This is a genomic window from Asticcacaulis aquaticus (assembly GCF_028550415.1).
In the GTDB taxonomy this organism is placed as follows: Bacteria; Pseudomonadota; Alphaproteobacteria; order Caulobacterales; family Caulobacteraceae; genus Asticcacaulis; species Asticcacaulis aquaticus.
This window is the reverse complement of sequence record NZ_JAQQKX010000011.1, coordinates 67,508-90,736: the sequence shown is the minus strand read 5'-3', so window position 1 is coordinate 90,736 and position 23,229 is coordinate 67,508. Positions and strand designations below refer to the sequence as shown.

Sequence of the window (23,229 nt, the reverse complement as noted above, 5' to 3'; positions counted from 1 at the left end):
GTCTATCGAAACACAATTATGCTTAACAAGAGATAAATCCGCCGGAATCGGCCCCGAAATGCAAAAGGGCGGCAAGGGTTTCAGTCCCTGCCGCCCTTTAGATTTCAACCGCTTAGCTTATTGCCGACGCGTCGTGACGATCTCGCCCGACGAATCAGCCGTGCCGTCCAGAACGCGAATCACCGGCTCGAACGGGGTGAAGCCCTTGCGCTTGACCGAGTCGAAATTCTTTACCGGATCATAGGCCTCGACGCCCGGCGTCAGGGTGGTGGCGTTGAGGTCGCCCATTACCCCCAGAAGCTGCGACGCCGCCACATATTCGGCGCGCTGAGCATCGATGAGCGCCAGCTGCGCCGACCGCAGTTCCTGCTCGGCATTGAGCACCTCGATATTGGTGCGCAGGCCGACCTGCTGCTCGTACTTGACGCCTTCGGCGGCGACCTGAGCGGCACGGACCTGCTCCTGATTGGCCAGGGTCGCCGAACGGGCGGCGGTCATATTGGCCCAGGTGCTGGACACGTCCTGCACCACGCTGCGGCGGGCCAGCTCGACCGTGATCTTCTGTGCGTTGTGGCCTTCGGCGGCCTGACGGACGCGTGAGGAATTATAGCCGGCGCTGAACAGCGGCACGGTGAAGCGCAGGGTCGCGGTCGCCGCGTCGCGGCTGTCGAGGTTCTTGAAATCGTCGGTCGGGGCGCTGGCCCCATAGCCGGCACCGAGGGTCACGCGCGGCCCAAGGCCCGACTTCGCCAGCGACACGCGGGCCCGGGCGGCGGCTTCGGCCCATTTGGCGGCATTGAGCTGCGGGTTGTTGCCCTCGGCGCGATCCAGTGCCAGATCGAAGGTCGCCGGCAGGTTCGGCAGCGGCGGCGGCGCGTCGAGCGCGACCGGCGCCTGACCGACGATGGCGACATACTGGGCACGGCTGACGTCAAGCTGCGCCTGCGCCCGCGCCAGAGACGCCGAGGACGCGGCCAGACGCGCCTGCGACTGTGCCACATCGGTGCGGGTCAGTTCGCCGACATCGAAACGCGCCTGGGTTTCATCCAGCTGACGCTTGAGCACGTCGTAGTTTTCCTTGCCGATGCGCAGGGCTTCCTGATCGCGGCGGACGGCGGTATAGACGCTGATCACATCCGACAGCACCTGCGCTTCGACCGCGCGCAGGTCTTCGCGACCGGACCGCACATCGGCCTCGGCGGCCTTGACGCTCGCCGACAGGCCGCCCGAAGCGAACAGGGTCTGGTTGGCGGACAGGTTGAGGGCCGTGGTCGAGCGCGTGCCGACAAAGTCCTGATCGTAGTCGGTATAGTCGGTGCTGGCGCTGGCGTCGACCGTCGGCCCCAGACCGGCGCGCGCCTGTACGTAGGTTTCGTCCGTGGCGCGCTGCTGCGCGCGGGCGCGTTGCAGGGTCGGATTGTTGGCATAGGCCATCGAAATCGCGTCGGCCAGCGATTCTGCCGACACCGGCCCCACCGCCCCCATCATCGCCGCAAAGGACAGACCGGCCATCAGCAGGCGCGAAAGCTTGAACATCAAAATGGTTCCCTTGAAGATGAAGGTCCGCACCCCCGCCCGCCGGTCATGACATCGCCTGACCCGTTTGCGTCGCGCCCCCTCGGAAGACTATCGCCGCACCCTGACAGAAGGAACCGGGTTTGGCGAGTTACGCTTTTTTCACATTGGAAAATTTGAAACGATTTCGATGCGGAAGTGTTTTTTAAAACACGAAGCTCGACGTCTTGCCGAAGCCCGGCAGCAGCGACGGATTGGAATCGAAGCTGTGTGCCTCGGAAACGCCATGCGACAGACGGGTAAAGACCTTGGCATGGCCGACCGCGTCGGTGCGCACCACGACACCCAGACGACCGCCCGGCTTAAGCGCCGCCAGCCAGGCTTCGGGCACCTCGGCGACCGCGCCTTCGACGATAATGATATCGTATTGACCCTCGGCGGCGGTTTTGAGGTCGGCATTGACGACGCTTACACCAAGCGACGTCAGATAGGGCTCGACCACGGTCTGCACGCGCGCATCGGCTTCCTGCGCCGTCACATCAAGACCGGCGTGCTTCAGAACCGCGGCGGCATAGGGCGCGGCGATGGCCAGCACCGACTGACCGGCGGCGGGTTTCACGGCGTGCAGCAGCTTGGCGATATCGCGGGCCTTCATCAGGGCGCGACCGGGGGCGACCGAGGCCTCGACCTCGCCATAGGCAGCAAAACCCTGACCCGGCGCGACCAGACGCTCGCGCTCGATATGACGCATGGCCTTTTGCAGGGCCGCGTCGGTGACGTCGTTCACCCGCACCTGAGATTCAACCATGTTCTGACGCGCGGCGAAATAGTCCATTGGGTCGGGCCTTGATACAGTTACCGTTCTAGATTCTGCGCTTATAGGCGTTTGCGCGCGCCGCTTCAATGTACGGCGCGGGCAAACGACGTCGAAATCGCCGCCTGTGGCATTTTTTCCTGTAAATAATTCCACGAACGCATTGAAGCGGCCGGAATCATCTGATAGCAGGGCTGTCTCGCGATCTTGAGCATGCCGCGAAAAAGTGGAAACCGGTTTTTCGCGCCAGGCATGCGACCCTTAAGGGACTAGATTGCGCATCGGGACGGATAACCGCAACTGCTTCGTCCCCGGTGTTTTCAGGTAAGGCCTGATGGCGGAGCGGTTACGCAGCGGATTGCAAATCCGTGTAGCCCGGTTCGACTCCGGGTCAGGCCTCCACCCCCTCCATTTTCATAAAAAACGCTTTCCCGTAACGGGAGTTGCAAAATTAACGCGCCATTAACCCAAATCGGGCGAAGTAGCCTTGTCTTTGCTTTTTTGAAGACACCCACCATCACCAAACTTTCAAGGCCCGGGCATCTGTTCGGGCTTTTTCTTTGGGTGTTGGATCGCGTGGCCAAAACAAAAGGCCCCGAACCGAAGTTCAGGGCCTTTGTGGCGATGCTGGCTCCCCGGACAGGACTCGAACCTGTGACAAGTCGATTAACAGTCGACTGCTCTACCAACTGAGCTACCGGGGAATATTCAGCAGCGAGGACGGGCCTATAGCAAGGGTTCCGCCGGGAACGCAAGCCTTAAGCTGCAAATTATCCACCAATTTGAGTTTTTTGCCGCGCAGGATCAGAAAAGCACGGTGACCTGAGTACCGCCCCCCGTCAGGGGCCGGTCCACGTACCAGACGCCGTTCTCGATCCCGGCGCTGGCCGCCGGGCGCGGGGCGCGCAGGATCAGGGGATGGGTTTCGTAGGACTGACGCGACCGCGCGCCCACGACCAGCCTCTGCCCGATCGCCGACGCTTCCAACGGAATGAGCACGCTATATATGCCATCGGCGCCGGAACGCACCTCGGCAGCCTTCTGGCCGTTCAGGTCGATCTCGATCAGGGCGTCGCTTTCGGCCCGACCCGACACCGACAGCGCGCCCCCGGCGTCATAATCAGCCAGAGCCAGCAGTGGCGCCTGCGGCCACAGGGGCAGGCCCGGCGCGCCCATGCGCAGGAATACGGCCCGTGGCGGCTCGTCTATCCGCGTCGCCGGGGGCACGAACAAGCGCCCCTGGGCCTTCATCAGGCGTCCCTGCTGCTCCATCGACAGGTCGTACAGGCTGCCGCCCGGCGTCTGCGGCAGGCTGGCCTGAAAGCGCCCGTCCTTGCCCGCCGTCACGCCATAGGCCTGCCCCGTGATGCTGGTCAGGCGCACACGGCCTTCGGCGGCTGCCGTGCCCGTCACCAGCAGCTCGCCCGCCGCCGTCACCGCCACAGACGTGACTTCGGGTGTCTTTTCGTAGCCCAGCGCGCTCGAATCGTAGGCAGCGGCCTCTTTCGTCTCCGGCCCGGCCTGCCCACAGCCGGACAATCCGCCCGCGGCGGCTGTCAGGCTGAGGAGGACGAGGCAGGCGGTTTTGCAGGACATCATGAAGCACGGCCGATCTGATAAAGCGCTTGTCGAAATTCGTCTTCCGGGCTTAACCTGAGGACGCGCGCCAAACGCAGACTTTTATTATCGTTAATAGTCTTGACCCTAAGATCATATCGTTTTCGCCATCGCCCGATCAATAGCGATGGCCTGTAATTTAAGTACCACCGAGGATACCCGTATGCCCGACGCTTCGCCCGCCCCCCGCCGCCCCGTCCTGTCCGTCTGCATCTATTGCGGGTCGTCCGACGCGGTCGATCAGCGCTATAAGGACGAAGCCTTCGCGCTGGGGAAAATTCTGGGCAGCAACGGCCTGCGCCTCGTCTATGGCGGCGGCGGGGTCGGCCTGATGGGCGAATCGGCGCGCGGCGCGCACGAGGCCGGCGGCAAGGTGCTGGGCATCATGCCGCAGTTCCTGATGTCGCGCGAACGTCTCTATGACGACGTGGAAACCATCGTCGTGCAGTCGATGCACGAGCGCAAGATGATGATGTTCGAGGAATCCGACGCCTTTGTGGTGCTTCCCGGCGGCGTCGGCACGCTGGAAGAGGTCATCGAGCTTCTGTCGTGGCGGCGTCTGGACCTGCACAAGAAGCCAATCATCTTTTTGAACTCAGGCGGCTTCTGGGAGCCGTTCTTCAAACTGGTCGAAGCCACCATCGCGACGAACTTCACGCCGGAAAGCTTCCTGCGTACCTATAAGAGCGTCGATACGGTCGAGGAAATCCTGGGCGCGATCAACGAGCTGTCGAGCCACGACGAGGATATCGACACCCGTAAGGTGCTGTAATCATTTCGGACAGGCGGCGTAGCTGAAATCGATGCGTTTCGTCTGCCCCTTGATCGTGCCTTCGATGGCGGCGCTCATGGTGCCGCCCTCACCGCGTTTATAAATAACACGCTGAGGAAAATCGTGGGCGGTATTTTCGAAGACCGCCTCACCGTCTTTAAAGGATTTCAGCGGAAACGACGCCCCTCCCTGTCCCGACGGATGCGCCGTGAAGGTCAGAACGCCGTCGCGCTGACCCAGCACCATGAATTCGTAGTTCAGCACCTTATCCGCCGAAAAGGTGCGCCCGATGCCGAACAACTGACCGCCGTCGGCGGGTGTCCAGTGCTCGGTGATCTTTCGCGCGCCCTTGTCCTGCACCCAGCAACCGGTGAGCCACGACAGGTCGCTTACGGTCTGCGCCTGAGCGCTGCCGCTGAGCAATAGTCCTGCAACGATAAGATATTTCATGCCCGATCTCCCTGAACCCGTCAGGGAGATTAAGCTATTTCAGCGCGGCTCGCCAGTCTCAGCCTTGCAGACGCTGGGCGATCTTGTCGCGCCCGATCAGGAAGCTGAGCGCGCCCATGTCGGGACCGTGCGGCTGCCCCGTCAGGGCCAGACGCAGCGGCATGAACAGGGCCTTGCCCTTGGCCCCGGTCGCGTCCTTGATCGCCGCCGTCCACGCGCTCCAGCTCTCGCGCGTATAGTCGGCGGGCAGCAGTTCGAGCGCCTTGGCGGCAAAGGCGGCGTCTTCGATGGTGGTCTCGACCTCACCGCCGACGACCTGCGCCCACAGGGTGACCTCGGCGAACTTGTGCAGATTGGCTTTGACCGTGTCCCAGAACAGTTCACCCAGATCGGCGTTCAATGCCGCCAGACGCGGCTGCGCCTCGGCATAGGACATGGCCTGCAACACGCCCGCATTGAGGCGCATCAGGTCGTCGAAGTCGTAGCGCGCCGGGGCGCGGCCCATCTTGTCGAAGTCCTGAAGGTCTGCCAAAGCGTCGAGCGACGGCGCGACCTCCAGCGGGTCCGACGTGCCGATCTTGGCCAGATGCGAGGTGATGGCCATCGGCTCGATACCGTCTTCGCGCATCTGGGAAATCGACATCGAGCCCAGACGCTTGGACAGGCCCTCGCCGTCCGCCCCGACCAGCAGGGTCATATGCGCAAACGTCGGCAGCGGGGAGCCACCAAAAAACGCCGACAGCGCCTCGAAAATCTCGATCTGCGTGCCGGTATTGGCGACGTGATCCTCGCCACGGATGACGTGGCTGATCTTCATGTCGATATCGTCGACCACCGACGGCAGGGTGTAAAGGAACGCCCCGTCTTCGCGGATCAGCACCGGGTCGGACATCGAGGTCGTATCGACTTCGCAGTGCCCGCGCACCAGATCTTCCCACGCGACGCGCTTGCCTTCCAGCTTGAAACGCCAGTGCGGACGACGACCTTCGGCCTCATAAGCCGCCTTCTCTTCATCGGTCAGCTTGAGCGCGGCACGGTCATAGACCGGCGGCAGGCCGCGCGACAACTGCACCTTGCGGCGGCGGTCCAGTTCCTCGGCGGTCTCGTAACAGGCATAGAGACGCCCGTCGGCCTTCAACGCGTCGGCAGCTTTCTGATAGATGTCGAAGCGCTTCGACTGATTATAGCGCTCCTGCCATTCGAGACCGAGCCATGTCAGGTCGGTCTCGATCAGGTCTTCGTTTGCCTTGGTCGAGCGCTCAAGATCGGTGTCGTCGATGCGCAGCACGAAGACGCCCTGATTCTTGCGCGCGAACAGCCAGTTGATCAGCGCGGCGCGCACATTGCCGGCGTGGATGCGGCCGGTGGGCGAAGGGGCAAAACGAACCTTGACGGTCATAGGGTATCCGGAGCTTGTAATAAATCAGTTGGCTCTCATACGCCCTGTGACTTCGTTTTTAAAGTGCGGATTTAAACGGTTTCCGCCGTACGCGCGAAATCGACCTCGACCGGCTGCCCGGCCTCGGTCAGGCGGCGCTGATAGCTCTCCAGCACATAACTCAGACGCAGACAGGCCTCCTCGAAGGCCGCGCTTTCGTGATCGAGGCTCAGCGGCCTCAGACAATGGTCTATAAGATCGGACGGCTGGTCGTAACGCTCGGTCATGGCGCGCTCCTGCAATGTCCCCATGTGAGCAGTATAGCGCAGGTTGAACCGAACAGCAAAAAGGGCGCTGTCGCCAGCGCCCTTTTTCAGCTTTTAATCGTCGCGGTGGACGCGCTCGGAACGCTCGTGGCGTTCCTGCGCTTCGATCGACAGGGTCGCCGTGGGGCGGGCCTCCAGGCGACCGAGGCCGATCGGCTCACCGGTCTCTTCGCAGAAACCGTAGGAGCCGTCGTCGATACGCCCGATGGCTTCGTCGATCTTCGAGATCAGCTTGCGCTGACGGTCGCGCGTGCGCAGTTCCAGCGCACGGTCGGATTCGGACGAGGCCCGGTCAACCAGATCAGGGTGGTTTTCGGTCTCTTTCTGCATGATCGAGACGGTTTCCTTGGAGCCAGCCAGGATTTCATTCTTCCAGTTGACCAGCTTTTTGCGGAAATAGGCGAGCTGACGCTCGTTCATATATTCTTCGTCGTCGCGCGGACGATAGGTATCGGTATTGGAAAGCTCGACTGCACTCATTTTAGCACCACACCCCACAGAATTTGTTCACCGGAGCCCGCGCCACCTTTCCCCATAGGAAACAATAGCCCGACATGACACCCTAGGCTGCAAAAGCGAGGCCATAAATGCACGGGTCCGATGGGGCGGCTTATAATGCGCTTTCCGGGAACTGTGAAGCGGTTTTAATGCGCAAAGCCGTCGCGAATAGCGCCCGCAACCCCTTTATTTATAAAGGTTTTGTAAAAATCGAAAATGGTGCGCCGCACACAAGCGAACCTCACCCCGTTCGCCCGATACGCGAATCCTACATCAGCTTGCGCTTGGCCATCTCGACATAGGCGCGCGTCTCGATCTCGTTCAGCACGCCCTGCAGCCGCTCGTCCTCGATATCCTCGCGCTGGGTCTCGATCATCTTTTGCAGGGAGACCAACGCCTGATCGTCGATCACGCCGCCCAGCAGCGAGACCTTAAGGTCTTCGAGCGCATCGAGAATATCGTTGGAGCGCTTGATCTGACGGCGGCGGCGACCGGTCATCACGTCGTCTTCGGCCTGAAGCGCCAGAAGCGCGTCCAGACCGCTCAGGGACATGGCCTGAGACACCGAAGCCGCGGACGCCGTCGAACGCGCCTCGCCCGAGCCTTTGAGCGAAAACCCACCCGCCGCGCGCTTGGGGGCGCTGGCAGCGCCGGTCGCGGCCGTCCCCATAGGTCCGTTGATCTTCATATTCATGGCTGCCCCAGTATTGGTAAGCGGTAATATACTCATGTGGGTCACAGCCGTTCTGGCGCAAACAACGTCAAGGTTCAATAGACATCGCGGGTAACGGTCATTATTTGCCGGGTACGGTTTCCAAGCCCTTAACGGGCGGCATTTTTTTCCGCATTGAGGACATGACCAAAAACAGACGCTTGAAACACCTTGATTTCTATAAATAAAAGATTTTTGCCGTCTGGCACGACATTCGCATCGTTGGAAAACATGGTTAACGCCACTTCTGTGAGATTTCCGATTATGCGTCTGCTGCCCCTGCTCCTCGCGACCCTGACCATGCTCCTGCCGATGACAGGCCATGCCGCGTCGCGCATCAAGGACATCGTCAATATCGAAGGCGTGCGCGACAACCAGCTGATCGGCTACGGCATCGTCGTCGGGCTCAACGGCACGGGCGACACCGTGCGCAACTCGCCCATGCTCAAACAGAGCCTTGAGAGCATGATGGAGCGCATGGGCGTCAATATCCGCGACGCCAATCTCAACACCAAGAACGCCGCCGTGGTCATGGTCACGGCCAGCCTGCCGCCGTTCGTCGCCGCAGGCTCGAAGATCGATGTCACGGTCTCCGCCGCGGGCGACGCCAAGAGCCTGCTGGGCGGCACCCTGCTCATCACGCCGCTGCTCGGTGCCGACGGCGAAGTCTATGCCGTCGCTCAGGGCACGGTGCAGACCGGCTCGGTCTCCGCCGGCGGCGCGTCGGGTTCCTCGATCACCAAGGGCGTGCCGACCGCCGGGCGCATCGCCTCCGGAGCCAATATCGAACGGGAAATCGCCTTCGATTTCAACGCCCAGCCGATCATCCGCCTGACCCTGAAAAACCCGGACTTCACGACATCGAAGCGCATCGCCGACACGATCAACAAGGCGCAACCCGGCACGGCCTATGCCGATAACCCGACCATCGTCGCCGTGCGCGCCCCGCCGGGCAGCAATATGATGAACTTCATCGCCTCGATCGAAAACCTGCCCGTCACGGTCGATACCCCGGCCAAGGTCATCATCGACGAGGTCAACGGCGTCATCGTCATCGGCGACAATGTCCGCATCTCGCGCGTCGCCATCGCTCAGGGCAATCTGACCATCTCGGTCAATGAACGCCCCTTCGCCAGCCAGCCCGGTGCCTTTTCGCAGGGACAGACCGCCGTCCTGCCCGACAGTCAGGTCTCGGTCGAGGAAGAAAAGGGCAAGAAGCTCTACGATCTCAAGGAGACGGCGTCTCTGAGCGACGTCGTCAACGGCCTCAATGCCCTGGGGGTCAGCCCGCGCGACATGATCTCGATCCTGCAAACCATCAAGGCTTCGGGCGCGCTGCAAGCCGACATTGAAGTTATGTAGGGGAGATGATGTAATGAACACGCCCGACACCTCTATCGGCACCCTCAACCTGCAATCGGCGGCTCTGCACAAGTCGACCGGCAAGGACCCGAAAAAGACCGGCGACGAATTCGAGTCGATGGTCATTTCCCAGATGCTCAAGCCGATGTTCGAAGGCCTTGAGACCGACGGCATGTTCGGCGGCGGCGAAGGCGAAGAGGCCTTCCGGTCTTTCTATCTCGACGCCATAGCCGGTCAGGTGGTAAAATCGGGTGGGGTCGGCATTTCGGCCACCGTCCAGAAACAGTTGCTTATGATGCAGGAGGCGCAAGGCTGATGGCTATTTCCGCCCACAACACTCAGGATCACGCCCGTCAACTGCTCGTCCTGACCGAGCGTCTGAGCGAGCGTCTGGCCGCCGAAATCGCCGCCTTCGAGGCGCATCGACCGTTCGATATCCACGCCACCGTCGAAGAGACCCGCGCCCTGTCGGCCCTGTACCGTCAGGAAACGGCCCGCGTGAAGGCCGATCCGTCGCTGCTCTCCGGTCTGGACGTCGCGACCAAAACCGCTCTGCGCGCCGCGACCGAAAGCTTCATGGCTGTGTCCGAACGCCACGCCCGCGCCGTCGAAGCCGCCAAGACCATCTCCGAAGGCATCATGAAGGCCGTCGCCGACGAAATGGCCGAAACGCGCAAGCCCAGCCTGACCTACGGCCCCGGTGCCGGCCTCAGGGACAAGGCGGCCCATTCGCTCAACTACGGCTTTAAGGCCTAGAGACATAGACCTTATCGGTTTTTTAAGGCGAAAGCGTTTACCCTGCCCCGGATAAGGGGGTCTTTACGCATGACATTCAGCCTGCCGCGCCTGCTCGAACGCTATCGTCGTCACCATAAGGGCAATGTGACGATGATCTTTGCCCTGACCCTGACGGCTCTGCTGGGCCTGACCGGCGGCGCGATCGACTACTATTCGGCCTGGTCGGTGAAATCGAGCCTTCAGGACGCCATGGACGCCTCGGTGCTGGCTGGTCTGCATCGCGACACCGATCAGCGCGCGGCCGAGGCCGGCAAGGTGTTCGCCTCGAACCTCCCCGCCGACATGACGCTTACCCCCACCTACGCGACCGATGCCACCACCCTGAGCGGTCAGGCCAGCTACCAGAGTCCGACCCTGATGTTGGGGCTTATCGGTATTTCCCACCTGCCCCTGCGCGTCGCGGCTACCGCCATCGGCACGCCCGGCACCGGCACCGCCGGGCCTTGCATCCTCGTGCTCGACCCGACCGGTGCGCAGGCCCTGCTGGTCAATTCCGGTGCCAAGATCGTGGCGCCCGAATGCGAAATCCACGTCAAGTCGAAGGCCAGCCCCGCCGCCATCTTCAATTCCGGTTCGTCGCTCGACTTCAAAAAGCTGTGCCTTGAGGGCAGCAACGTCATTCGCAATTCGACGACGGTCAATAATCTGTCCTTAAGCTGTGCGACCGCCGCCGACAGCTGGGGGCCGACCCTGCCTGCCGTGGCCGACAGCGCCTGCACAGCCTCGAACGGCAATTTCAACGACGCAAGCGTGAACCTCAGCCCCGGCACCTATTGCGGCTGGTTCAACTTCAACAACGGCGCGGCCAAGGTCAATTTCGCGCCCGGTCTGTATGTCATCAAGAACGGCGGCTGGAACGTCAATGGCGGCACCTGGACCGGCAACGGCGTCACCTTCTATTTCGCCGACACCTCGAAGATTCAGTTCAATTCGGGCATTGCCGCCAGCCTCTCGGCCCCGACCTCCGGCACCTATAAGAATGTGCTGTTTTTTGAGAAGCCCGCCCTGTCGAAGTCGGACTTCATCTTCAACAACGCCAAATCCAATAAGATGACCGGCCTGATCTGGCTGCCCAGCCGCAACGTCACCTTCAATGCCCAGTCCCTGATGGACAGCGACAGCCTGACCATGGTCATCAACCGCCTGATCGTCAATCAGACGGCCTGGAACCTCACGCCCGAAACGACGAACAAAAGCAGCAGCGGCGGCCTGACCAATATCCGTCTGGCTAAGTAGCTTACACGACGCTTACGGCCTTAGTGGTCGCAGGCTTGATGCGAAAAACCGGTTTCCACTTTTTCGCAGCATGCTCTAGTTCACAAAACGTTCTTGAACCCTCGCTCGAATTCGGGCAAGGATCGTGGGCCTGCCTGACGTAGCGATAAATTTCATACTGACACTTTCAGTCAGCAGGGGTCTGCCTATATAGGCGGATTGATCCGTGCTGAATGGAATGTGCGTACTATGGCCGATGCCCGACACGATAAGGACTCCCTGATGAGCAGCTCGAACCTGATGCAGGGCTTCATCAAGGTGCGCGGCGCGCGCGAGCATAACCTCAAGGGCGTCGATGTCGACATTCCGCGCGGCAAGCTGGTCGTCCTGACCGGCCTGTCCGGCTCGGGCAAGTCGTCGCTGGCGTTTGACACCATCTATGCCGAGGGGCAGCGCCGTTACGTCGAATCCCTGTCGGCCTATGCGCGGCAATTCCTTGAGCTGATGTCGAAGCCCGATGTCGACCTGATCGAAGGCCTGTCGCCGGCCATTTCCATCGAGCAGAAGACGACCTCTAAGAACCCGCGCTCGACGGTGGGCACGGTAACCGAAATCCACGACTATATGCGCCTGTTGTGGGCGCGTGTCGGCATCCCCTATTCGCCCGCCACGGGCCTGCCCATCGAGAGCCAGACCATTTCGCAGATGGTCGACAAGATCATGGCCTTGCCGGAAGGCACGCGCCTGCTGCTGCTGGCCCCCTTCGTGCGCGGTCGTAAGGGCGAGTACAAGAAGGAAATCGCCGACCTGCAACGTCAGGGTTTCCAGCGCCTCAAGGTCAATGGCGAATACTATCCCATCGAAGAGGCCCCCAAGCTCGACAAGAAGTACAAGCACGATATCGACGTCGTCGTCGACCGCGTCGTCGTAAAGGGCGGCCTGATGCAGCGTCTGGCGGATTCGCTGGAAACCGCGTTGCGTCTGGCCGACGGTCTGGCCATCGCCGAATTCGCGGATAAAGCTGAAGGCGAGACCGAACCGCAACGCATCATCTTCTCGGAAAAATTCGCCTGTCCGGTGTCGGGCTTTACGATCGCCGAGATCGAGCCGCGTCTGTTTTCGTTCAACAATCCGTTCGGGGCCTGTCCGACCTGCGACGGTCTGGGCGTCAAGCTGACCTTCGATCCGAACCTGATCGTGCCGAACGAGGCCGAAACCCTGAAAGGCGGGGCCATCGCGCCGTGGTCCAAAGGCCCCTCGCCGCTCTATGCGCAAACCCTTGAGGCCCTGGCCCTGCACTACGGTTTCCAGATGGACACCAAGTGGCGCGCCCTGACGCCCGACGCTCAGAACATCATCCTGCAAGGGTCGGGCTCGGAAAAGATCAAGTTTACCTATCAGGACGGTTCGCGCCGCTACGATGTGACCAAGCCGTTCGAGGGCGTCATCCCGAACATGGAGCGCCGCTACCGTGAAACGGATTCGTCGTGGGTGCGCGAAGATCTCGGTCGCTATCAGGCCGAAACGCCGTGCGAGGCCTGTGGCGGCAAGCGTCTCAAGCCCGAAGCCCTGGCGGTCAAGGTCGATGCCCGCGACATCGCCGAAATTTCGCAACTGTCGATCAAGAAGGCGCACGAATGGTTCGCGGCGCTTGAGGGGCATCTGAGCGAAAAGCAGATGGATATTGCCCGGCGTATCCTGAAAGAGATTTTGGATCGTCTGAACTTCCTCAATGCGGTGGGGCTCGACTATCTCAACCTGTCGCGCAATTCCGGCACCCTGTCGGGCGGGGAATCGCAGCGCATCCGTCTGGCCTCGCAGATCGGCTCGGGCCTGACCGGCGTGTTATACGTACTGGACGAACCGTCTATCGGCCTGCATCAACGCGACAACGACCGCCTGCTGGAGAGCCTCAAGGGTCTGCGCGACCTCGGCAACTCCGTGCTGGTGGTCGAACACGACGAAGACGCCATCCTGACCGCCGATTACGTCATCGACATGGGCCCCGCTGCCGGGGTGCATGGCGGTGAAGTCGTCGCCGAAGGCACGCCCGAAGAGGTCAAGAACAACCCGAAATCCCTGACCGGTCAGTATCTTACCGGCAAGCGTGAAATCCCGCTGTTCTTCTCGAAGGACACCGATCAGGAACGCCGCCCCATCGACAAGAAGCGGATGCTCAGGGTTATCGGAGCGCGCGGCAACAACCTGAAAAACGTCACCGGCGAAATCCCGGTCGGCGTCATGACCTGCATCACCGGCGTTTCCGGTGGCGGCAAGTCGTCGTTTACGCTGGAAACTCTGCACAAAGCGGCGGCCAGACGGCTGAACAACGCCTCGGCCAATGCTGCCCCGCATGATAAGATCGAAGGGCTGGAGTTCTTCGACAAGGTGGTCGAGATCGATCAATCGCCCATCGGCCGCACCCCTCGCTCGAACCCGGCGACCTATACCGGGGCGTTCGGGCCGATCCGCGACTGGTACGCCGGTCTGCCCGAATCCAAGGCGCGCGGCTATGGTCCGGGGCGCTTCTCGTTCAACGTCAAGGGCGGGCGCTGCGAAGCCTGCACCGGCGACGGCCTGATCAAGATCGAGATGCACTTCCTGCCCGACGTCTACGTCACCTGCGACGTGTGCAAGGGCAAGCGCTATAACCGCGAGACGCTGGAAATCTCGTTCAAGGGCCATTCCATCGCCGACGTGCTGGACATGACGGTCGAGGAAGGCGCCGAGGCCTTCAAGGCCGTGCCGACGATCCGCGACAAGCTGGAGACGCTGAAACGCGTGGGGCTGGGCTATATCAAGATCGGTCAGCAGGCGACGACGCTCTCCGGCGGCGAAGCCCAGCGCGTCAAGCTGTCGAAGGAACTGTCGAAACGCGCGACGGGCAAGACGCTCTATATTCTGGATGAGCCGACGACCGGGCTGCACTTCGAGGATACGCGCAAGCTGCTGGAAGTGCTGCACGAACTGACCGACCACGGCAATACGGTGGTAGTCATCGAGCACAATCTCGACGTCATCAAGACGGCGGACTGGTTGCTCGATTTCGGCCCGGAAGGCGGCGATGGCGGCGGCGAAATCGTCGCCTTCGGCACACCGGAAAAGGTGTCGGACAATCCGAAATCGTGGACGGGCAAATATCTGAAAGACATTCTGGCGCGGCACAAGACGCGGAAGAAAAAGTAGATTTAACCACGAAAAACACGAAAAGCACAAAAAAGCAGATTAAAACATATTTGCCCAAAGGGCCTTTTGCATAGCGGTGCGGCTCAATTTGTGGCGCTTCGCGCAAAGCCGGTGACGCATCTTTTTAGTGCTTTTCGTGTTTTTCGTGGCCAATCCTTTCTTCACATCGTAGCCAACCTATGAACCCGGCGTTAACCCTATTCGGGCATCTAATCTGAGAACATTCCCGCTCAGATTCGGATTCCGCCATGCGCCGCCCTGCCCTGTTGTTTTCGGTTGCCGCCTTCGCCCTGATGGGCCTGACGGCCTGCGGCGGCAAGCCTAAAACTGAACATGGCGCCGATCACGGCGGCGGCGATGCCCATGCGGCGGCCGAAGGCCATGGTGATGCGGCGGATACCGGACACGGCGATGCTGAACACGGTGGCGCGCAAATGGCGCAGATCGCCCACTGGAGCTACGAAGGCGACGATGGCCCGACCCACTGGAGCCAGCTCGGTGGCGACAATAAGACCTGCGGTACGGGGCACCGGCAATCGCCGATCAACCTGTCGGGTATGGCCGGGGCCAAGACCGTCAATATGACGCTCGACTACACCTCGTCCGCCGCCAAGATCCAGAACCTCGGCCACGTCGTTCAGGTCTCGCCGACCGACGGCGGCGGCGTCATCATGGACAATGTGCGGTACAAGCTGATCCAGTTCCACTTCCACACCCCGTCGGAACACACGATCGACGGCCATCGCGCCGCCATCGAGGCGCACTTCGTCCATAAGAACGATAAGGGTGAATTGCTGGTCATCGGCGTCCTGTCGGATGTCGGGGTCGCCGACCCGATGCTGGCGCCGATCTGGACGTATCTCCCGACCGATCCCGGTCCGGCGGCGGTCATCCCCGACGTGCTGATCAATGCGCGCGACCTGATGCCGGCGACCGAGGAATTCTATGCCTATTCGGGCTCGCTGACCACGCCGCCGTGCTCGGAAAACGTCACTTGGCTGGTCTATGCCTCGCCGCTGTCGATCAGCGCCGAACAGGTCGACGCCTATCAGCGCCTGACCGGCCCCAATGCCCGCCCGATCCAGACGGCGCAGGGCCGCGACATATTGCACATTATCGGCGGTTAAACCGCCCGGGCCGCTTTCAGCATCTTGTAGGCCGAGGCTCCGGCACCGACCAGAATGGCTGTGGTCAGGGGCGCGATGAGGCCGCTGACCAGCAGGGACAGCGCATTCAGCGGCAGCAGGATATTGGCCAGTTGCGACATATCCGGGCGCGGGATTTCAGACAGGGTTTCGATGTCCTTACCGCTAATCAGCGCGGCCAGCGCCATGTAGATCGACTGAAACAGTACGATAACGACCACGGTCAGCAGAAACGCCAGAGCGAAACCGCCCAGCAACGACCAGAACCGCCCCTGAGTCAGTCTGAGCGAGCCGGTGATATTGAGGTGCCGCTCCTCGAAGCTTTGCACACTGACCATCGACAGACGCACCATCAGCCAGATATTGGCCATGACCGCCGCCAGAAAAGTCAGCGCGCCGACCAATGGCACCAGAGCCGACATGACGGCCCCGGCGATCATGGACAGCAACCCCCCGACAATGCTCAGCACCACGGCGCAGGTCAGGCCGACAACAAGCACCAGAAACAACAGGATAAAATAGAGAACGATCTGCCGCACCTCGTCGGCCCCCAGTCTAAGGTAGCCGAACCGCGGTGAATGCCCGCCCAGCACGGCGCGATAGACGCCGCAGGTGATCACCGCATTGAATATCAGGGACATCATCAGGGTAAGCAGATAGGCCGGTCCGAAACGCAGCATGATATCGGCGGCTTTTTGCGGGTCTTCCGGCACCTGCCCCTGAATCAGGGCGTTCCACTCGGGCCCGGCGACCGACATCAGCAGGGCCGTCGACAGGACGACCCCGACCAGCAAGACCGCGCCCCACCACGCGATAAGGATGGGGCGTTCGCGGATGATGCGAAACCCTTCGAAGGCGAAATCGACGGACAGGGCCATGGGGCGGCTTTCGGGAGAAATCTTGTACAGACTATCCCTTAGCGCGCAGGTCCATGATTTGCCTATAGGCCGAGGCTAAAAAAGCGATGCTGACCGGCAGGAAGACGCCGACGCCTAAGGCCAGATTGACGATCAGGGACAGGTTGCCCGCCGTCGGAATTACCGCGCTCAGAACGATGAACGGCAGGGCCAGATACAGATAGCCGAGGAACAGCTTGACCGTCTGCCCCGACGACAGGGTGAGCGCATTCAACGACACGACCCGGTGTTCGGCCACCGTCGCCGCCTGATGCAGCCACAGCTTCACCGACAGGATGGTCAGGGTCAACATGACCCCCGCAATGGCCACGAGGAGCACGACGCCCTGCGGCTGAGGCCCGTTGACCAGTTCGAGGAAGAAGCCGTGCGGCGTGTTGTGGCTCTGATCCGCAAGGCCCGCCGCCCCGAGAAACAGGGCCAGCACCACGCATAGGGTCGCAAACACCATCAGCCAGAACAATCCGGCCAGCAGCCCGGCACCGATCAGACGCGCCTCCGGCTTACCGAACTGCACCCCGCCGAAGCCCAGACCTTCGGGCTTGGCATAGCGCTCCCCAAACAGGGCGACGCGGTAGAGGCCGCCCGCGACCACGAACTGAAACAGCAGGCTGGCCACGATCAGCGCGCGGCGCGTCCCCAGGCCGATCTGCGGTAACTGGCTAATCAGAACCAGCCCGAACAGGACGAGCAGCGCCAGCCACGCCTGACGCCACAGGGTCGGCAAGGTCGTCACCGCGCTTTTCAACGCGCCCACCAGATGGAACGCCGGACCGAAACTCATGACACCCATATCCCCACACACAAAGGCCTTAACCCCAAGCCTTAATCATGCGCCAATCTGAAACAAATCATTTCGCTTTTAAAGCGCAAAGGCAAGCCTGCCATGATTTTGTCGTCGCCCCGTGACATGACGACACGCTGAGACTATAGAGCGCGCATGACACATTCTTATTCCCCAGTTCATATCATCGGCGGTGGCTTGGCCGGTTCCGAAGCCGCCTGGCAGTTGGCGCAGGCCGGTGTGCCCGTCGTCATTCACGAAATGCGCGGTTCGGCAACGACCGACGCCGCCGGTCAAACGACGACGCGCGGCACCGATGCGCACCAGACCGACGGGCTGGCCGAACTGGTCTGCTCCAATTCGTTTCGCTCGGACGACTGGGAATTCAACGCGGTGGGCCTGCTGCACGCCGAGATGCGCCGCGCCAACTCGCTGATCATGGCCTGCGCCGACAAGCATCAAGTGCCGGCCGGTGGCGCTCTGGCCGTCGACCGTGAAGGCTTTTCGCAGGCTGTGACGAAGGCCCTCACCGCGCATCCGCTGATCACGCTGGTGCGCGAGGAAGTCACTTCCCTGCGCGACAAGGACTGGGACAATGTCATCTGCGCCACCGGGCCGCTGACGTCCGAGCGCCTGTCGGACGTCATCCTCGAACTGACCGGCGAAGGGCATCTGAGCTTCTTCGACGCCATCGCGCCGATCGTGCATACCGACTCCATCGATATGAACATTGCCTGGCGTCAGTCGCGCTACGACAAGGAAGGCCCCGGCGGTGACGCGGCGGCCTATATCAACTGCCCGATGACCAAGCCTGAGTATGAGGCGTTTATCGATGCCCTGCTGGACGGCCCCAAGGCCGATTTCAAGGATTGGGAGCACGTCCCCTATTTCGACGGCTGCCTGCCGATCGAGGTCATGGCCGAACGCGGCCGCGAAACCCTGCGCTTCGGCCCGATGAAGCCGGTCGGCCTGACCAATCCACGAGATCCTCTGGTCAAGCCGCACGCCATCATCCAGTTGCGTCAGGACAATGCGCTGGGCACGCTTTACAATATGGTCGGCTTCCAGACCAAGCTGAAGCACGGCGCACAGGCGGAGGTCTTCCGCATGATTCCGGGTCTGCAAAACGCGCAATTTGCCCGTCTGGGCGGGCTGCACCGCAATACCTTCATCCAGTCACCGAAAGTGCTGGATCGCAATCTGCGTCTGAAATCGCTTCCCTCTCTTCGGTTCGCGGGGCAGATCACCGGCGTCGAAGGCTATGTCGAATCCTCGGCCATCGGTCTGCTGGCCGGGCGGTTTGCCGCGGCTCAGGCCAAGGGTGAGACGCTGGACGCACCGCCGGAAACGACGGCTTTAGGTGCCCTGATTGCGCACATTACCGGCGGGCACCTAGCCGACGAGAAGGCCTCGTTCCAGCCGATGAATATCAATTACGGCCTGCTGCCGCCGCTGGAAGCGCCGAAGGTCGATGAGAACGGCGTCAAGATCCCGCTCAAGGAACGCGGCCGGGCGAAAAAACGCCTGATGAGCCTGCGCGCCCTGCGCGATATCGATCAGTGGCTGATGCCCCAATCCGAGACGACCAATGCTTAAGACCTCGCTGAAAGCTTTTGTTTGCGTGAGCGTTCTGGCCCTGACCGGGTGCGCGACCGACGGACCTGCGCCCATTCAGCAGCCGGTCGTCATCCCCTCGTCCCTGACGCCGCAACCGGTCCTGATGTTCGACGTGCAGAAGGAAGGGCGCAAGCTCTATACCCTGAACGACGAGTTCCCCTATTGCGACCGCACGACGGGCAAGGTCATCGTGGTGCCGAAATGGTTCCAGACGGACTTCGCCTCGGTGCCGTGGTACGGTCAGATGGCTGTCAATACCAACGGCCCGACGATCCGCGCCGCCATCATCCACGACTGGCTCTATGCCATCGGTGAGACCGGCAAGCGCAAGGATGCCGACGACATCTTCTACTATGCCATGCGCAAATGGGGCGTCAGCGAGATCGAGGCCCGCATCGCCTATAATGCCGTCCGTCAGGGCGGCGAGCGCGGCTACGGTCTGGCATCGGACTGGGTCTTTATCAATCCGGCACAGCCAACCGTGCGACTGGCCGCCCCCTTTGCGAAACCCAAGACCGGTGTGGTAATGGTTCTGCCGCAGTGCAAGGGCTTCGAGGAAATGGTGGCCAGAGGCTGGAAGGCCTATGCGCCGAAGCCCGTGATCGTGGAACAGCCGAAGAAGAAGCCTCTGTTCGGGATTGGTTAAATCCGGCCCGACACGAACGCCCACAACAGGCGGGCGCGGACCGAAAACGCCCCGCGCGTCCGGCCGAACCACGCATCCCCTGCCAGAGCCGACGGCAGAACCAGCGGCAACAAAGCCGTGGGAACGCGTTTCAGCGCCGCGCGGGCTTCGCGATACAGGTGCCGGTATTCGACCTCCCCAGCCTCTTCGGCCTTGAGCAGACGCGCCGCTTTCAACGCCGCCAAAGCCTGAAAGCGGGCGGGCGCCGCAAGGGTGTCAAGATCGGCCTCGGCGTCGAGCAACTGCGCCGCCTGCCGGATCAACACGACGATGCCCTGATCGGCGACATTAAGCGCATCACGCATCGACAGCTTGCCATCGAGCAAGACGCGATGCGCCTCGATGGCCTCACGGAAAGCCTCCGCGTCGAGGCCGTGCTCACGGATCAACGGCTCCAGCGCGGCGCTTAAGGGGTGGTAACGCACCTTGCCGCCCGCCGCGATTTCCTCGATGGCCTCAAGCCACCACGTATAGCGGATATCGCCCAGCAGCGGCTCCGACACGCGCGCCGGAACGTCGCGCAGCAGTTCGATGAAGGCGAAAATCGCCAGCACCTGCTCACGCTTTTGCGCATCGTCGATGAAGTTGGCGCTCAGGCGGACGATCTCGTCGCGCGGCACGGTTTCGTTATCGGTCAAGGCTTCGGACATGACGCTCGCTTAAACCCACCGGCAGCAAAAGCAACAAAAAACCGCCCGGCACTGACCGGGCGGTTTGATGTTTTTAAAGGCGAACGGCTTAACCCTGCGGCGACTTCTTGCCCTTGAAGCCGCCGACATCGACGACCTCGGCTTCGGTCTGGTTGCGGTTGACGCCCCACAGCAGGATCGCCGGCGCCGCCACATAGATCGACGAATAGGTGCCGATGATAATCCCGAAGATCAGCGCCACCGAGAAGGAGAACAGCGCTTCGCCGCCCAGCACGGCCAGACCGGTCAGGGCCATGACCGCGGTCACGCCGGTGATGATCGTCCGTGACAGGGTCTCGTTGATCGACAGGTCGACCACGTCCTTAAGCGGCAGTTTCTTGTACTTGCGCAGGTTCTCACGGATGCGGTCGAACACGACGACGGTGTCGTTCATCGAATAACCGATGATCGTCAGGATGGCCGCGACCGCCGTCAGGGTGAATTCCAGCTTGAAGACGGCGAACAGGCCGAACGTCAGGATCACGTCGTGGACGAGGCCGAACACGGCCCCCAGACCGAACTGCCACTCAAACCGGAACCAGATATAGACCATCATCAGGCCGATGGCCCAGACCAGGGCCAGCACGCCGCCGGTCAGCAATTCACCCGAGACCTTCGGGCCGACCACGGTGGCGGGCTTGAAGGTCGCCCCCGGGAATTCAGCCTTGAGGCTGTTCTGAACCTTGTCGATGGCAATCTGCGGATTACCCGTCGGGGTCTCGAACCGGATCAGCACGTCCTGACCGGTGGTACCCGCACCCTGAGCCTGAAGATCGTGGAGGTCCAGCTTGCTGAGATTATCGCGCACCGCTTCGTCGCCGACCGGCTGCGGATTCGACATTTCGAGGATCGTACCGCCCTTGAAATCGACGCCGCAGTTCAGGCCGCCGCACGGCGGGGTGCCCGGCCAGATGGTGAAGAACAGCGAGGCGCAGACCAGAACCACCGAGGCCATGCCCGCGATTTTCGAGAAGCGGACGAAGTTGAAATTGGTCTTTTGCGGCAGGATCTTGATCAGCGGCCACTTGGAGTTTGAGACGTGATCCTCGATCGGCAGGGTCTTCGGACGGCGCGCCTGATACCACCAGGCCAGCAGAACCTGCGTCACCAGAACCGCCGAGAAGACCGAGGTCACGACGCCGAGCGACAGGGTCCAGGCGAAGCCGCGCACGGGACCCGCGCCGAAGAAGAACATGATCGCCGCCGCGCCCAGTGAGGTCAGGTTGGCATCGATAATGGTTTCCATAGCCTTCGAGAAACCGGCGTCGAGCGCCCCGATGACATTACGGCCCGAGCGTACCTCGTCGCGCATCCGCTCATAGATCAGCACGTTGGCGTCGACGGCCACGGCGAGGGTCAGAATAAGACCGGCGATGCCGGGCAGGGTCAGGGTGGCCTGCGTCACCGACATGCCGGCGATCAGCAGGACAAGGTTGACCAGAAGTGCGGCGATCGAAATACCGCCGAACAGCCAGCCATAGGCCAGCACCATGAAGATCAGCACCGAAATGAAGGCGATGACGGTCGACAGGCCGCCCTTGGCCACCGCGTCGGCGCCCAGTTCGGCCGACACGACGCGTTGCTCCTCGATATTCAGCGGCGCGGTCAGCGCACCGCCGTTGAGGATATTGACCATTTCCGAGGCTTCCTGAATCGAGAAGCCGCCGGTGATCTGACCTGAACCGCCGGTGATGGCGCTGACGATGTTCGGGGCCGACACGATCTTGCCGTCGAGGATGATGGCGAACGGCTTGCCGATATTGGCGGCGGTGACTTCGCCGAATTTGCGCGCGCCCTGACCATCGAAGCGGAAGCCGATGGCCGGGCGACCGTTCTGATCGGTATCGACGAAGGCCTTGGTCAGGTTCTCACCCGACACGACGACGCGCTTCTTGACCACCATGACGGGGGCCAGCTTGGGGTCGGAGGTCGGCAGCAGCTCGGAACCCGGCGGAATACGCCCGGCCGCCAGATCGCTCTGGCTGACCGACTGATCGACCATCTGGAAGGTCAGCTTGGCCGTGGTGCCGATGACGCGCTTGAGCTGCTCCGGATCGCTCTCGCCCGGGGCCTGCACCATGATGCGGTTGCTGCCCTGACGGATGATGGTCGGTTCCTTGGTGCCCAGATTGTCAATCCGGCGACGCACCGTCTCGATCGAGGCGTCCACCGCCCCGGTCGCCGCCGAAGCCTTGCCTTCGGTCGTATAGGTCAGGCGCAGGGCCTGACCGTCGCGGTTCAAGGTGAATTCGCGCGCCGACGGGTTATTGGCCAGCGGCGTCGACAGGGCGTTGAGCGCCGTCTGGGCCTGCGTCACCTGCGCCGCGTCGGTGATATTGACGCGCACCGTGTCGCCCTGAGCCGTCAGGCCGGTAAAGGCGATATTCGCGGTCCGCAGACGTTCGCGCACCTCTTCGGTCAGGTTCTTGACGCGCTCCGCCGCCAGAGCATCGGTATCGACCTCAAGCAGGAGCTGCGATCCGCCCTGAAGGTCGAGACCGAGGTTCAGCCCGTTCTGCGGCAGGAACTTCAGGTCGTCCTTTACGCCCTGCGGCAGAAGATTCGGCAGGGAAAACCAGATACCGGCAAGGGTGGCGATGACCACCAGTGCGATTTTCCAGCGGGATGTTTGCATCATGGGCGGAGAAACCTGAATATACTATTTTTGACTGTCGCGATATTATAGTCGAAAACCGCTGTACACTTTTCGACATATCGCTCTAACACAAAAAGCCTGCCCGCAGGATATGCG

The 23,229-nt window shown here is 61.8% G+C and carries 22 protein-coding genes and 2 tRNA genes; 10 read left to right on the top strand and 14 right to left on the bottom strand.

Translation table 11 applies throughout. The features are described 5' to 3' along the window. Nucleotides 1–117: 117 nt before the first annotated feature. A complete protein-coding gene (locus tag PQU92_RS13565; RefSeq protein ID WP_272748777.1) occupies nt 118–1,536 on the bottom strand; it encodes a TolC family outer membrane protein in 1,419 nt (472 codons plus the stop codon). Nucleotides 1,537–1,720: 184 nt separating this feature from the next. After that, nucleotides 1,721–2,350 (bottom strand): protein-L-isoaspartate O-methyltransferase family protein, encoded by a 630-nt coding sequence (locus PQU92_RS13560; RefSeq protein WP_272748776.1) that lies wholly within the window; start codon nt 2,348–2,350, stop codon nt 1,721–1,723. 307 nt (nt 2,351–2,657) lie between these two features. Here PQU92_RS13560 and PQU92_RS13555 point away from each other — a divergent pair. After that, nucleotides 2,658–2,731: transfer RNA gene (locus PQU92_RS13555), tRNA-Cys, on the top strand. A gap of 226 nt (nt 2,732–2,957) precedes the next feature. On the opposite strand, the gene PQU92_RS13550 is transcribed toward PQU92_RS13555, so the two are convergent. Next, a tRNA-Asn gene (locus PQU92_RS13550) sits at nt 2,958–3,033 on the bottom strand. Nucleotides 3,034–3,133: 100 nt separating this feature from the next. Beyond that, entirely contained in the window at nt 3,134–3,928 is a 795-nt protein-coding gene (locus tag PQU92_RS13545; RefSeq protein WP_272748775.1) for a hypothetical protein, read from the bottom strand. A 181-nt stretch (nt 3,929–4,109) separates the two neighbouring features. On the opposite strand from PQU92_RS13545, the gene PQU92_RS13540 reads away from it, so the two are divergent. Next, nucleotides 4,110–4,718, top strand: coding sequence for an LOG family protein (locus tag PQU92_RS13540; RefSeq protein ID WP_272748774.1), 609 nt, complete (start codon nt 4,110–4,112; stop codon nt 4,716–4,718). On the opposite strand, the gene PQU92_RS13535 is transcribed toward PQU92_RS13540, so the two are convergent. The 6 genes from PQU92_RS13535 to PQU92_RS13510 form a co-directional block, all read right to left on the bottom strand. Beyond that, on the bottom strand, nt 4,719–5,168 hold the full coding sequence (locus PQU92_RS13535) for a DUF6265 family protein (protein ID WP_272748773.1): 450 nt from the start codon (nt 5,166–5,168) through the stop codon (nt 4,719–4,721). Nucleotides 5,169–5,226: 58 nt separating this feature from the next. After that, nucleotides 5,227–6,567 (bottom strand): glutamate--tRNA ligase, encoded by a 1,341-nt coding sequence (gene gltX / locus PQU92_RS13530; RefSeq protein ID WP_272748772.1) that lies wholly within the window; start codon nt 6,565–6,567, stop codon nt 5,227–5,229. 71 nt (nt 6,568–6,638) lie between these two features. Beyond that, a complete protein-coding gene (locus PQU92_RS13525) occupies nt 6,639–6,833 on the bottom strand; it encodes a hypothetical protein (protein WP_272748771.1) in 195 nt (64 codons plus the stop codon). Nucleotides 6,834–6,926: 93 nt separating this feature from the next. Then, entirely contained in the window at nt 6,927–7,352 is a 426-nt protein-coding gene (gene dksA / locus PQU92_RS13520) for an RNA polymerase-binding protein DksA (protein ID WP_272748770.1), read from the bottom strand. 286 nt (nt 7,353–7,638) lie between these two features. Further along, entirely contained in the window at nt 7,639–8,064 is a 426-nt protein-coding gene (locus tag PQU92_RS13515) for a flagellar assembly protein FliX (protein ID WP_272748769.1), read from the bottom strand. Between the two features lie 128 nt (nt 8,065–8,192). Beyond that, the gene (locus PQU92_RS13510; RefSeq protein ID WP_272748768.1) at nt 8,193–8,315 is read right to left on the bottom strand and encodes a hypothetical protein; all 123 of its coding nucleotides are present in this window, start codon (nt 8,313–8,315) and stop codon (nt 8,193–8,195) included. Nucleotides 8,316–8,346: 31 nt separating this feature from the next. Between PQU92_RS13510 and PQU92_RS13505 the strand changes: the two genes are divergently transcribed. The 6 genes from PQU92_RS13505 to PQU92_RS13480 all read left to right on the top strand — a co-directional run bounded on the left by PQU92_RS13505 (nt 8,347) and on the right by PQU92_RS13480 (nt 15,770). Continuing rightward, nucleotides 8,347–9,444 carry a flagellar basal body P-ring protein FlgI gene (locus PQU92_RS13505; RefSeq protein WP_438263827.1) on the top strand — a complete coding sequence of 366 codons (1,098 nt, stop codon included), beginning with the start codon at nt 8,347–8,349 and terminating at the stop codon, nt 9,442–9,444. A 13-nt stretch (nt 9,445–9,457) separates the two neighbouring features. Further along, the gene (locus tag PQU92_RS13500) at nt 9,458–9,760 is read left to right on the top strand and encodes a rod-binding protein (protein WP_272748767.1); all 303 of its coding nucleotides are present in this window, start codon (nt 9,458–9,460) and stop codon (nt 9,758–9,760) included. After that, complete coding sequence (locus PQU92_RS13495) at nt 9,760–10,200, top strand: flagellar basal-body protein FlbY (protein ID WP_272748766.1); 441 nt, start codon at nt 9,760–9,762, stop codon at nt 10,198–10,200. The genes PQU92_RS13500 and PQU92_RS13495 overlap by 1 nt, the downstream gene beginning before the upstream one ends. A gap of 69 nt (nt 10,201–10,269) precedes the next feature. Continuing rightward, complete coding sequence (locus PQU92_RS13490; RefSeq protein ID WP_272748765.1) at nt 10,270–11,478, top strand: pilus assembly protein TadG-related protein; 1,209 nt, start codon at nt 10,270–10,272, stop codon at nt 11,476–11,478. A gap of 279 nt (nt 11,479–11,757) precedes the next feature. Then, a complete protein-coding gene (gene uvrA / locus PQU92_RS13485; RefSeq protein WP_272748844.1) occupies nt 11,758–14,643 on the top strand; it encodes an excinuclease ABC subunit UvrA in 2,886 nt (961 codons plus the stop codon). Nucleotides 14,644–14,891: 248 nt separating this feature from the next. After that, nucleotides 14,892–15,770 carry a carbonic anhydrase gene (locus tag PQU92_RS13480; RefSeq protein WP_272748764.1) on the top strand — a complete coding sequence of 293 codons (879 nt, stop codon included), beginning with the start codon at nt 14,892–14,894 and terminating at the stop codon, nt 15,768–15,770. On the opposite strand, the gene PQU92_RS13475 is transcribed toward PQU92_RS13480, so the two are convergent. Continuing rightward, nucleotides 15,767–16,666: a hypothetical protein gene (locus PQU92_RS13475; RefSeq protein WP_272748763.1), complete on the bottom strand. Its 900-nt coding sequence runs from the start codon at nt 16,664–16,666 to the stop codon at nt 15,767–15,769. The genes PQU92_RS13480 and PQU92_RS13475 overlap by 4 nt on opposite strands. A gap of 31 nt (nt 16,667–16,697) precedes the next feature. Continuing rightward, entirely contained in the window at nt 16,698–17,486 is a 789-nt protein-coding gene (locus tag PQU92_RS13470; RefSeq protein ID WP_272748762.1) for a hypothetical protein, read from the bottom strand. Between the two features lie 156 nt (nt 17,487–17,642). On the opposite strand from PQU92_RS13470, the gene trmFO reads away from it, so the two are divergent. Next, complete coding sequence (gene trmFO / locus PQU92_RS13465) at nt 17,643–19,082, top strand: methylenetetrahydrofolate--tRNA-(uracil(54)-C(5))-methyltransferase (FADH(2)-oxidizing) TrmFO (RefSeq protein ID WP_272748760.1); 1,440 nt, start codon at nt 17,643–17,645, stop codon at nt 19,080–19,082. Continuing rightward, nucleotides 19,075–19,749: a DUF1353 domain-containing protein gene (locus PQU92_RS13460; protein WP_272748759.1), complete on the top strand. Its 675-nt coding sequence runs from the start codon at nt 19,075–19,077 to the stop codon at nt 19,747–19,749. The genes trmFO and PQU92_RS13460 overlap by 8 nt, the downstream gene beginning before the upstream one ends. Here PQU92_RS13460 and PQU92_RS13455 read toward each other — a convergent pair. After that, nucleotides 19,746–20,438, bottom strand: coding sequence for a squalene/phytoene synthase family protein (locus PQU92_RS13455; protein WP_272748758.1), 693 nt, complete (start codon nt 20,436–20,438; stop codon nt 19,746–19,748). The genes PQU92_RS13460 and PQU92_RS13455 overlap by 4 nt on opposite strands. A gap of 88 nt (nt 20,439–20,526) precedes the next feature. Beyond that, nucleotides 20,527–23,115: a protein translocase subunit SecD gene (gene secD / locus PQU92_RS13450; RefSeq protein WP_272748756.1), complete on the bottom strand. Its 2,589-nt coding sequence runs from the start codon at nt 23,113–23,115 to the stop codon at nt 20,527–20,529. Nucleotides 23,116–23,229 lie beyond the last annotated feature (114 nt).